The sequence below is a fragment of the Sorangium sp. So ce131 genome (genome assembly GCF_051519095.1).
Taxonomy (GTDB): Bacteria; Myxococcota_A; Polyangia; order Polyangiales; family Polyangiaceae; genus Sorangium.
The window spans coordinates 453,540-465,228 of the sequence record NZ_CP150455.1 but is presented as its reverse complement, the minus strand read 5'-3'; the positions used below and the strand labels follow the sequence as shown (position 1 = coordinate 465,228).

Genomic DNA, 11,689 nt, shown 5'->3' with positions numbered 1-11,689 from the left:
CGCGGGGGAGCTCGCCCTCGTGGGCAGCGCGGCCGTCACGGCGCGCTCCTCTGGGCCGTCGTCGGCCTGTCCGCCGCGCCGGCGTTCTCGGCGGTGCGGGCCGCCTCCGCCCCGATCGACTGGAATCGCAGGTCGAAGATCGTCTTCGCGTCGAACCGCTTCTGGCCGGTGGCCTCGGCGACGAGATCGATCGTCTCCTGGGTCAGCGCGATCGCCTCCGTCCAGTCGCTCGGGTACTGCGGCTTGCCGGCGCTCTCGATGAGGTAACGCCCCTCCGCGGCGGTCAACCCCTGGTCCTTGACGTAATACGCCTCGATCCACGGGTCCGGGTTGGCGTAGGCCCATAGCTGCGCCCGGGTCCGGCGCTTCACGTACTCGCGCAGCGCCGCCGCCGTGTTCGCGTCCTCCAGCGCCGCGGTGCGCACGTAAAAGAAGCTGAGGTTGTCGCGCACGCCGTGCGTGATCGACGTGGCGCCATCGTCGCCGTATTCGTTGAGGTAGCGCCGGAGCACCGTGCCGGAGAGCGGCGCGACGTCGACCTGGCGGCTGGTGAGCGCCTCCTTGAACTCGGCGCTGCTGATCTGGATGAGCTTCACGTCCTGCTGGGAGAGCCCGGCCTTCTTGAGCGCGCGCAGGACGAGCGCGCCCTGCGCCTGCCCCGGCGAATAGGCGATCTTCTTGCCGCGGAGATCCTCGATCGACGCGAGGCGCACGCCCGGCGCCGTGGCGAGCTCGTAGACCGGCTTCTCCCGGACCTGCACCGCGATGATCTTGATGTCGAGCCCGGTGAAGGTGGCGTGGATCGGGGGCGTGTCGCCGACCGCGCCGCCGTCGAGCGCGCCGGCGCGGAACGCCTCGACGGTGTGGGGCCCGCCGCTGATGTTCTGCCAGCCGGGGGCGAACGGCAGCTTGTCGATCTCGCCGCTCAGCTGCAGCTGCTTTTGCACGGTCGGGTCGCCGATGCGAAGCCTCGTCTCGCGCGGGAAATCGGCCGGGATCGCCGCGTCAAGGGCGAGCCGCGGGCCGGCGTTCGCCTCGCCGTCGCGCCCGCACCCGGGCAGGGCGGCGAGCGAGAGGACCAGCAAGAGGCCCAGGAGGGCCGCGGCGCGCCGGCGGACGCCCGTGGCCGGCGGAGAGCTGAGGCAGCGGGACATGCGTGCTTACGTTTCCTTTCCCCGCTGCGATGAGCACTGTCCGTGCCGCGCGGCGCGCCCGCCCGACCGGCCCGTATCCACGACGCTTTCCGGCGGCCGCGCCCCCCGATCCGCCGCCGGAACGTTATGGCGCCCGCCGGCCCCCGCGCGCGCCTTTGGCCGCCGGCGCGGCCAAAGGCGGCGGCGCCCGGGCCCGCATTGCTGCTCCAGCAACAGCCGGTGGTGATCCGCTGCTCCCGCACGAGCACGCGCGCGGGTCCGCCCGAGGCAGCCGGCGCGGCGCTCAGCGCGTCACGCGCGCGGGGGTGATCGCTTATAAGATGCGCGCATGTCCAGCGAGCAACCCGAGCAATCCCCTCCCCTGCCCCGCGCCGAGCTCCGCGGGGCGAGCCGCGTCCTCGACGCGCTCGAGCGGGCCGGCAACAAGCTGCCTGATCCGGCCGTGCTCTTCGTCGTGCTGGCCGCGGTGGTCGTGGTCCTGTCCGCGGCGCTCGCGACGCTGCAGTTCAGCGAGATCGACCCGCGCACGAAGCAGCCGCTCGTGGTCCATAGCCAGCTCTCGGGCAAGGCTATCGCCGAGTTCCTCGCGACCATGGTGCAGACCTTCACGGGGTTCCAGCCGCTCGGCGTCGTGCTCGTGGCCCTGCTCGGGGTGGGCATCGCCGAGCGCTCGGGGTTCATCAACGCCGGCCTGAAGAAGGTCCTCGCGGTGACGCCGAGGGCGCTGCTCACGCCGATGCTGATCCTCGTGGCCATCGCGAGCCACACGGCGGCGGACGCGGGGTACGTGCTCGTCATCCCGCTCGGCGGCGTCATCTTCCAGGCCGCCGGCAGGCACCCGCTCGCGGGCATCGCCGCGGCGTTCGCGGGCGTGTCGGGCGGCTTCAGCGCGAACTTCATCCCGTCGAGCCTCGACCCGCTGCTGCAGGGCCTGACGCAGGCCGGCGCGAGCATCCTCGACCCGAAGCGCACCGTGAACCCGCTCTGCAACTGGTTCTTCTGCAGCGCCTCCTGCCTCGTGATCGTCGCGGTCGGCTGGTACATCACCGACCGCGTGATCGAGCCGCGCGTCGCCCGGACGCCCGTGGACGCCGCGCCCGAGGAGCAGGAGCAGCACATGACGTCGGCGCTCTCGCCGCGCGAGGCGCGCGCGCTCTTGCTGGCGCTCGCGTCGATGGCGCTGGGCGTCGCGCTGCTCGTCGCGGCGAGCGCGCCGGCCTCTTCGCCGCTGCGCGCGCCGACCGGGCAGCTCACGATCAGCGGCGCGCCGCTGATGAGCGCGATCGTGCCGCTCATCTTCCTGTTCTTCCTCGTCCCGGGGCTGGTCTACGGCTACGTCGCCGGCACGTTCACGAGCCACCGCGACGTGATCGACGGCATGAGCAAGACGATGAGCACGATGGCCTATTACCTGGTCATGGCCTTCTTCGCCGCGCAGTTCATCTACCTCTTCAACCGCTCGAACCTCGGCGCGCTGCTCGCGCTGAAGGGCGCCGCGGGGCTCCAGGCCCTGGCGCTGCCGAGCGCGGTGACCATCGTGGGCGTCATCCTGCTCACGGCGATCACCGACATCCTCATCGGATCGGCGTCCGCGAAATGGGCGCTGCTCGCCCCGATCCTCGTGCCCATGCTCATGTCGATCGGCATCTCGCCGGAGCTCACGCAGGCGGCGTACCGCATCGGGGACTCGACCACGAACATCATCTCGCCGCTCATGGTGTATTTCCCGCTCGTGGTGGTGTTCTGCCAGAAGTACGTGAAGGGCACGGGCATCGGCACGCTCGTCGCGCTGATGGTCCCTTACTCCGTGACCTTCCTCGTCGCGTGGACGTTGTTCCTCCTCGCCTACTGGCAGCTCGGGCTCCCGCTCGGGCTGGACGCGCCGTACGTCTACCCCTGACGGGCCCCCCCGGGGGGCGGCCGCGCCCCTCGCGCCGGGCCCACGCTCACTCGGCGCACATGAGCTGATCGATGATCTTGAAGGTCTCGATGATCGTGGCGAACGAGGCCTCGAGATCGTTGGTCGACGTCGACAGCGACATCACGACGACGCGAGAGCCGTCGTCGCTCGCGGCGTTCCGGGTCGAGTACCCGAGCGTGTCGCCGGCGTGGCTCCAGTATCCTCCACCGCAGCTGGTCGGGACCCACATGATCCCGAGGCCGTACCCGGCGCCGGGCGCGATCGGGTCGAAGGCGGGCGCCGGGACCGTGTCGTGGAGCTCCGCCGTCTGCTCCGGCTCCAGCAGCGAGCCTTCGCTCAGCGCCCGCCAGAACTTCGCGAGGTCCGCGCTGGTCGTGACGAGGGAGCCGGCGGCGTCGGCCCAGGTGTGGTTCGCGATCGTGACGTCGACCAGCGGGCCGCCGACCTTGAACTGCTGGTAGGCCGTCGCGTGCGGGGCAGGCAGATCAGGCTCGTCGCCGGGCTCGAACGTGTGGTCGAGGCCGAGCGGCTCGAGGATGCGCGCCTCGACCTCCTCGCTCCAGTGATGTCCGGTGACGCGCTCGATGATCATGCCGGCGAGCACGTAGTTCGTGTTGGAGTAGGCCCATTCCGTCCCCGGATCGAAATTCGGCTTGTGTTCCATGGCGAGCGCCACGAGCTCTTCCGGGTCCACGTGCTCGAGCCGGTGCTGCATGTAGCCGTCGGCGGTGTCCAGCGCGGCCAGGTTCGACTGCGGATCCGGATCGTCCGGCTCGGCCTGGCCGGTGTAGTTGTAGATCCCGCTCGTGTGCTGCAGCAGCTGGCGGATCGTGATCAGCGAGCCGTCGTTGCCGTTGCCCGACACGACGCCGGGCAGCCACTGCTCGACCGTGTCGTCCAGCGACAGCGCGCCTTCGCCGGCGAGCTGCAGCACGACGATGGCGACGAACGTCTTGGTGTTGCTGCCCATCCGGAAGTAGCTGTCGAAGTCGATCGGCGTCTCGCTGTCGAGCTGCGCCACGCCGCTGCGGGCGAGGATCCGCCGGTCGCCGTCGAGCATTTCCGCATGCACGGCGACAATGCCGCTCGCTTGAATCTTGTCCACCCCTTCCTGGAGCAGCTCGTCGTAGGTCGTGTTGACCTCCTCGGTAGAGCTGCTCGGGCAACCCGCGACGAGAGATGCCATGCAGAAGAGCGGAATCGAGAGCTTGTTGAGTGCCATGTCCGTGTGTTCCCTCTCGGCTTGGCACCGTTCAAAGGTCTTCCGATTTCGTCGAGTTCGCACGATCAAGGCGCGACATTTACCGTGACGCTAGAATAACCACATGGGTTCCGCGCCTGGCGCCGCATTCCCCCGCAGCGGCAGACGACGGGCTCAAAGCAGGCTCAACCGAGAAGCCACGGCCCCGGGGCGCTGGGCTGCCGGGGGCTCACGCCGTCTCGTCGGCGCCGCCGGGCTCCGCGTCGAAGCGCTGCACGATCCGCTGGGGCCTGTCGTTGAACATCAGCCGGAGGACGTCGGGCCGCGCGTAGTGCCCTGCCGGGTCCGCCACGGCCTTGGCGAGCGGGATCAGGCCCAGATCGAGCTCCGCGTAGAGCAGGCCCTCGGCGCGCTCGTCGAGCGGCTCGGCGAGCGGGCGGCCGTCGGGGCCGTAGATCATCGCGAAGCCGCCGCCGGGCTGGAGCAGCTTCGCCCGGTCCGGCGCGTCGCACAGGAGGGCCGTCATCGGCTCGGAGACGACCGCGCACGAGGCGATGACGAAGCACTGGCCCTCCACGGCGTAGATCTGGCTGGCGGCGAGGTTCACCTCGGGGCCGAGCGCGTACGCCATGCCGCGGTAGAGCGAGAAGCTCGGCCACGACGCGACGTGCACCTGCTCGCCCTGGGTGAACATCGCCTGCTTCACGAGCGGCTGGACGTGCTCCCAGCAGTTGAGCGCCCCCAGCCGGCCGACCGCGGTCGCGTGCACCTTCAGGTCGCCGCCGTCGCCCTCGCCGAACACCGTGCGCTCGGCGTGGGTGGGCTTGAGCTTGCGCCGCGCCGCGACGAGCCCGCCGTCGGGGCCGATCAGCGCCTGGCCGAGGTAGAGGCTCGCGCCGGAGCGCTCGCTGTAGCCCATCACCACGTGGATGTGGTGCTGCCGGGCCGCCTCGCGGAGCCGCGCCATCGGCCGCCCGGCCACCTCGAGCGACTGGTCGACGTAGCGCTGCACGAACTGCATGCCCCACGCCGGCGAGCCGAGCCAGATCCAGAACGGGTAGCCGGGCAGCCACGCCTCCGGGAAGGCGATCAGCGAGGCGCCGTGGCTCGCCGCCTCGGCGATGAGGCCCACGGCCTTGTCCACGCCGGCGTCGAGGTCGAGGAACACGGGGGCGGCCTGCACGGCCGCGGCTTTGAAGCGCGGAGAGGACGTGGTCATGGCCCCTTGTAGCGCAGGTCCAGCGCCGACGTCGTCGGCTCCAGCACCGGCGTCGTCGGCCCCAGCACCGGCGTCGGCGGCTCGCCCGACGGCCGGGTCTCGGCGAGCGTGCCGTTCCTGCGCAGCCGTTGCGTCGTCGCCGCGCGTGGACTCTATTCGCCTGTCAACCCGAGGAGAGCGGCTTGCGCTCGGCGAGACGGCTCCTGCGGGCGGAGGTCGAGGAGAACATGAAGCGGATCAGCGCGTGGGCATTCGTGGTTGCGTCTGTGTGGGCCGGTGTTGGCGGCTGTGCCGCCGGTGCTCCGGAGCCAGGGCAGGAGGAGGCGGCGCAGCGCGGCGCGGCGATCTCCCAGCCGGCCGGCGTTCGCCACGGGATCTGGGTGTACTCGGTCTACTCCGCCGCTGGCGGCGCCCTGCTCGACACCGATCCGAACGGCAGCCAGCTCGCCGCCTTCCTCGGCGCGCACGACATCAACGAGGTCTACCTGTCGGTGGCGAACAACGCCTTCGGCTCGCTGCCCGACCGCGCGCGGGTCAGGGCGTTCGTCGCCGGGCTGCGCGGCGTGCCCGGGGTCCGCGTCGAGGCGCTGATTGGTCAACCCACGGTGGGGGAATACCCGATCAAGAAGGATCACATGCTGGCGCGGATCAACCAGATCGCCGCGTACAACGTCGAGGCGTCCTCCGCGGCCGAGCGCTTCGACGGCATCCATCTCGATCTCGAGCCGTGGGTCGGGCGCATGCAGCAGCCCGCGCTCTACGCGGAGATCGTGGGCGATCTGGTGAGCGCGTTCGATCTCGCCGCGGCGGAGATCACGGCGCGCCCCGAGAGCTACAACCAGGGCATGTCGCTCGCCGCGGACATCGGCGGGCTCTTCTACGATCGCCAGCCGAGCGACGCCCGGCAGTCGCTGCTGCTCGCCGCCGGTCGCCTGGTCCTCATGGAGTACGAGATCACAGAGGCCAAGGTGGTGGAACGCATGGATCGGGCCCTCGACGACGCGACGGCAGACCACCCCGTGATGGTCTCCACGCGGCTCCAGGACTTCGCTTTGTGCACGAACGGCGCCGTGCTGGGCCGCTTCGACACGCAGTGGGCGGCGACGGCCGGCTACGGGGGATGGGCCACGTTCCATTACGGCCACTACGACCGCGGCGAGCCCAGGGTCTGGACCAGCTACTGCCCCACCGAGGGCTGCTGCGACATTCCCTAGTTCCGATCGTCACAAGTCTGGCCAGGGATCCCGAGAGAATTCAACGCAAAGGCGCAAAGGCGCAAAGGCGCAAACCAGAATTTTCTCTGTATTTTTGCGTCTTTGCGCCTTTGCGCCTTTGCGTTAAAATCTCTCTTCTCTCGCCGTGATCCCTGCCAGGGCTTCTGACAGGCGGAGCTCGGCGCGACGACCGGCGCCGCTCGATCGTGATCGAAGGAGCTCAGCGCCCGATCCGCGCCTCCCCCGGCGCGAGGGGCTGGATCCGGATCGTCTCGACCCCCAGCCTTGAGCCGGCCCCCGAGCCCACGCTGCTCAGCTGCGAGACGACATCCAGCTGACCATCGCCGTCGAGGTCGATCACGATCGGATACCCGTACCGGTACGGTTGCGGGGGACCGAGCGGGAGCGGCCGCGGCGGGGCGAACGTACGGCCGCGACTCACGACCAGGGCGCCGTAGGCGCCGAGGATATCGTCCTTTCCGTCTCCGGTGAGGTCGGCGAGCCGGTACGTCCCGACGCCGTGGCCGCCGCCCGGGCTGACAGGCTCGCTGAAGCCGCCGGCGCCGTCGCCGAACAGCACGTACATCGCGCTGTTGTCCGAGAAGCTCACGTCGACGTGCCCGTCGCCGTCGACGTCGCCCGCGGCGAAATCCCCGAGCAACGGGCTCGCTCCGCCGAGCAGGTCGAGGTCCAGCGGAATGAGCGGCTGCGGGGGGCCGAACGTGCCGTCGCCATTCCCTTCGCACACGGTGAAGCTGTACGTGTAACCGTTGTCCAGGAAGAAGGGGTCCACGACCGAGTAGACAAGGAGGAGATCCGGAGCACCGCCGTCGATGATGTCCGCGACGACGAAGCGCATGTCGTAGTAAAAATCGGGTGGCGGAGGGAGGACGATCGGGGCGTCGAAGGCGCCCCCGCCGAGCCCCATCAGCACGTGAATGCCGTCGTTCCGGGACTCGGTGTCATCCACGTAGCTCAGCACGTCGACGTTGCCGTCGCCGTCCAGATCGGCGAGCGCGGTGTAGTCGATCCTGCAGGTGGCGCAGATCGCCTCGAAGGGCACCGGGACGCCGAACTCGCCGGTGCCGTCGCCCGGCGCCCAGCCGGTGAAGCTGGAGACGTAGAGGCCGTCCTCCAGGATGGCGTCGAGATAACCATCGCCGTCGACGTCGACGAGCTGGGAGGGAGGATTCCGCAGGCGCGTCGAGAGCGGCGCCGCCAGGGCGAGCTTGCCCGCGCCGCGACCCGCGAAGAGGTAATCGGACACTTGCCCGATGGCGAGCACGTCAGCGAGCCCGTCGCCGGTGATGTCGCCGGCCACGAGGTCCGTGAGGTACTCGTCGACGGGCGCCCACGCGTAATGCCTCTTGACCGAGCAGACCACGTCATCGACCGGCAGCTGGTCCGGGTTCGCCACGAACGGGCAGGAGTCGCGGCCGTTCGGGAATCCATCGCCGTCGTTGTCGAGGATCCGGTTCGGGTCGGGCGTCGCGACGCTCGCGCCGAGCTCGGCCATGCCGTGCTCCGCGCGGTCGGCGAAGAAATCGCCGTTGACGATCAGGGCGGTCTGCTCGAGCGTCGCCCGACGCTCCGGCGTGAGGCTCCCGTCATCGGCGAGATCCGCCTCGACGTCGGCGAGCGTGACGCCCGACGACAGGTTCGCCTGGAGCAGCAGGGCGGTGGACGCGAGGAGGTACGCGTTGCCGTCGTTGTCCTCGCCGAAGAGCGAGAGGGCGTGCCCGGGCGCGCCCGGATCGAAGCCTGGCCCGCCGAGCCCAAAGGCGGCGCGCAGCTCGCCCTCGGCCTGCGCGACGGCCTGGCCGAGCGGCATGCCCCCGGCGAGCAAGCGCTGGACACGGCCGTAGGTGAGGTGGGTAATCACGTTGACGTTCGCTTGCTGCTCCCCGTCGCGGTCCACGTCGTAGAAGCCGCGGAGGGTGAATCGCTCCGCCGAGAGCCTCCCCGTGAGCTCGTTGAAGTAGAAGCCGGTTGCCGCCAGCGACGCGTAACCCCGGTAGTCGATGGTCACCGCGTAGTCGCCGAGAGGGGTGGTCGTGGTGGTGGGGAAGTGCCGCCCGGCGGGGTTGCCCAGCGGATCGACGGCGGAGATGACGACGCTGGAGCCCACGAGGAAGGGGCCCTTCTGGACGACGCCCCGCAGCGTGGCGGTCGCGCGGTCCCCCTCTCCGCCGCTTCCGCCATCGCCGCCGCTGCCGCCCTCTCCGCCGCTGCCGCCGTCGCCGCCGCTGCCGCCGCCCTCTCCGCCGCTGCCGCCGTCGCCGCCGCTGCCGCCGCCCTCTCCGCCGCTGCCGCCGTCGCCGCCGCCCTCTCCGCCGTCGCCGCCGCCCTCTCCGCCGCTGCCGCCGATCCCGCTGCTGGCGTCCGACGAGGAGGTGGCCGTACCAGCGGCTCCCCCGCCGTCTGTCGGGTCACAGCCGCATAGCGACATCATCAACGCCAGCGTGATCGCGCTCTTCGTCGTTCTCATCATGCCCCTCTGGTGAGATACCCGGACCTGCGCGCCGCTCATGGCCGGATCAAGATCGTCTCGAGGCTGCTCTTCTCCGTCCGGCGGTCCGTGTCACACAGCGGCGACACCAGATCCAGCGTGCCGTCTCCGTTGAAATCGGCCGCGGCGATGCGCGACGACCGCCGGGCGGCCGACACACCGAGCGGGATGAGCTGGGGCCGAGCAAACGCCCTGCCGAGGCTCACGGTCACGTACGCCCCGTCGCTGACGATATCGTCCCTTCCATCTCCGGTGAAGTCGGCGATCACATACGTGTACGAGTCGCCCCGGATGCCCGTGCCCACCCGATCGCTGAAGTTCCCTGCGCCGTCGCCGAACATCACGCGAGGCTCTCCATACCTCACGCCGTCCTTGAACAGCATGTCGACATGTCCATCACCGTCGAAATCGCCGGAGTCGATGAGCTCGACGTCTTCTGTGTCCTGGGCGACGGGCGACCTCGTGGACGAGAAGGTGCCGTCGCCGTTTCCTCGGAGGACGCTGAGCGCCGGCCGGTAGGGCGACGTGCTGGTCCTCGGGTGCACGATCAGCAGATCCGGGGAGCTGTCCCCGATCACGTTCGCCACCGCGAAGTGGCGCACCTCGAGCAAGGCGGCAGGAGAGACCGGGACCGGCGCGCTGCTCGTCTCGCCGAACGGCCCCATCGACACGAGGAGGCGATAGGACGTCGCGTTGAAGACGCGGCGGATCACGTCGACATGGCCGTCCCCGTTCAGGTCGCTGAGCACCGTCTTGCTGGCCTCGCACGTCGTGCAGCGCGGGTCGAAGGGTCGGGTCGACTCGAACCCGCCGGCCCCGTCGCCGCGCACCCAGCCGGAGACGCGGTAGCTCTCGACGACCCCATCGAGGTCGCCGTCACCGTCGAGGTCGGCGAGCTGCTCCGGGAACTCGCTGTCGCCCGTCGAGAGCGGGACATGCGCCGCGAGCCTGCCGTCGCCGAGGCCCGCGTACAGGCGGGGCTGGCCGCGCAGCACATCCGGCGCGATCACGTCAGGCATCCCGTCGCCCGTCACGTCGCCGACGAGGAAGTTGGGATGGCAGTCCGGCGGATCGCCGGACCATCGGTAGTGCCTCTCGAGGGTGCAGACCCCGTCGACGACCGGCAGCTGGTCCGGATTCTCGACGAACGGACACGAATCGCGGCCGTTCGGGACCCCGTCGCCGTCGGTGTCGAGGAGCCGGTCTGCGCGCGGCGCCGTGACGCTCGCGCCGAGCTCGTGGAGCTCGTACGTCGTGCGGTCGGAGACGAGGTCGCCGTTGACCTGCCGCTCCACGTCCTTGAGCGCCGCGCGCAGGCCCGCGTCGAGGAGCCCGTCGTCCGCGAGGTCCGTCGCGATCTGGTTGATCGTCAGGGTGAGCATCGCCCCCGGCGGGCCCGGGGGCGTCGTCCTGAACGACGCGTACTGCAGAATGACGGCGCTGACCGCGAGGGCGTACGCGTTGCCGTCGGTGTCCTCTCCGAGCGGCGAGAGCGCGTGGCCGGGCGCGCCCGGATCGAACGCCGGTCCGCCGATCGAAAGGGCGCTGCGCAGCTCGCCCTCGGCCTGAGCGATGGCCTCGCGGAGCGGGAGGCCCTGCCGCAGCAGGCCCAGGGCCCGGCTGTGAGTCAGGTGCGTGACCAGGTTGACGTTGACCTGCTGCGTCCCGGCGCGGTCCACGTCGTAGAGCGCGCGGAGGGTGAGGGGCTCAGGCGAAGGCAGGCTCGTCAACTCGTCGAAATAGGAGCCGGTCGCCTCCAGCGACACATAACCCAGGTGCTCGATCGTCGCCGTGTAGCCGCCGAGGAGCGTCGTCGTCTCGGCGAGGACGCGCTCCCCGGTCGGGTTGCCCCGCGAGTCGAGCGCGGAGATCGCAACGCTGGAGCCGATGGCGAAGGGCCCCTTTTGCACGACCCCCTCCAGCGTGGCCGTCTCGCCGCCGCCGCCGCCGCCGTCTCCTCCGCCCGCCCCGGTGGCAGCGGGCTCCGCGCCGCCGTCTCCCCCCGCGCCGCCTTCTCCGCCGGCCCCCGACGCGGAAGGCCCTGCGCCGCCGTCTCCCCCCGCGCTGGACACGGAAGGCCCTGCGCCGCCGTCTCCCCCCGCGCTGGACACGGAAGGCCCCGCGCCGCCTCCTCCACCCCCGGACCCGGAAGGCTCCGCGCCGCCTCCTCCGCTGCTAGCGTCGCCGCCTCCGCCCCCGCTCCCGCCCGACGGGGAGGGGCCTTCGCCGCCGCCTCCCCCTCCGCCGGCGCTCGATGCGGAGGCGCCCGCGCCGCCGCCCTCGCTCGGGTCGCAGCCGCACAGGAACACCACCATCGCCAGCGCGGCCGTACGCGTGCTCGGTCTCATCACGTCCTCTCCGTCCCGGTGCAGCACCTTGGATGCAGACCGCCTCGGGCTCGTTCATGCAATCGACCGTGCAATCGACGTGGCTCGGGTCGCGGCGCTGCGCCCGCGGGACATCTCCCGGCG

Annotated in this window: 7 protein-coding genes; 2 read left to right on the top strand and 5 right to left on the bottom strand. The window is 70.8% G+C overall.

Annotated features, from left to right (window positions below):
* Nucleotides 1–35 precede the first annotated feature (35 nt).
* Nucleotides 36–1,154: an ABC transporter substrate-binding protein gene (locus tag WMF43_RS01805; protein ID WP_437677012.1), complete on the bottom strand. Its 1,119-nt coding sequence runs from the start codon at nucleotides 1,152–1,154 to the stop codon at nucleotides 36–38.
* Between the two features lie 328 nt (nucleotides 1,155–1,482).
* On the opposite strand from WMF43_RS01805, the gene WMF43_RS01800 reads away from it, so the two are divergent.
* Entirely contained in the window at nucleotides 1,483–3,054 is a 1,572-nt protein-coding gene (locus WMF43_RS01800) for an AbgT family transporter (protein ID WP_437677010.1), read from the top strand.
* A 46-nt stretch (nucleotides 3,055–3,100) separates the two neighbouring features.
* On the opposite strand, the gene WMF43_RS01795 is transcribed toward WMF43_RS01800, so the two are convergent.
* A complete protein-coding gene (locus tag WMF43_RS01795; protein WP_437677009.1) occupies nucleotides 3,101–4,297 on the bottom strand; it encodes a serine hydrolase domain-containing protein in 1,197 nt (398 codons plus the stop codon).
* Between the two features lie 208 nt (nucleotides 4,298–4,505).
* Nucleotides 4,506–5,495 carry a carbon-nitrogen hydrolase family protein gene (locus tag WMF43_RS01790; protein ID WP_437677007.1) on the bottom strand — a complete coding sequence of 330 codons (990 nt, stop codon included), beginning with the start codon at nucleotides 5,493–5,495 and terminating at the stop codon, nucleotides 4,506–4,508.
* Between the two features lie 182 nt (nucleotides 5,496–5,677).
* On the opposite strand from WMF43_RS01790, the gene WMF43_RS01785 reads away from it, so the two are divergent.
* Nucleotides 5,678–6,709: a hypothetical protein gene (locus WMF43_RS01785; RefSeq protein WP_437677005.1), complete on the top strand. Its 1,032-nt coding sequence runs from the start codon at nucleotides 5,678–5,680 to the stop codon at nucleotides 6,707–6,709.
* Nucleotides 6,710–6,929: 220 nt separating this feature from the next.
* Here the strand turns inward: WMF43_RS01785 and WMF43_RS01780 are convergent, their stop codons facing one another.
* The gene (locus WMF43_RS01780) at nucleotides 6,930–9,200 is read right to left on the bottom strand and encodes an FG-GAP repeat domain-containing protein (protein WP_437677004.1); all 2,271 of its coding nucleotides are present in this window, start codon (nucleotides 9,198–9,200) and stop codon (nucleotides 6,930–6,932) included.
* Nucleotides 9,201–9,235: 35 nt separating this feature from the next.
* Nucleotides 9,236–11,566, bottom strand: coding sequence for an FG-GAP-like repeat-containing protein (locus WMF43_RS01775; protein ID WP_437677002.1), 2,331 nt, complete (start codon nucleotides 11,564–11,566; stop codon nucleotides 9,236–9,238).
* Nucleotides 11,567–11,689: the final 123 nt, after the last annotated feature.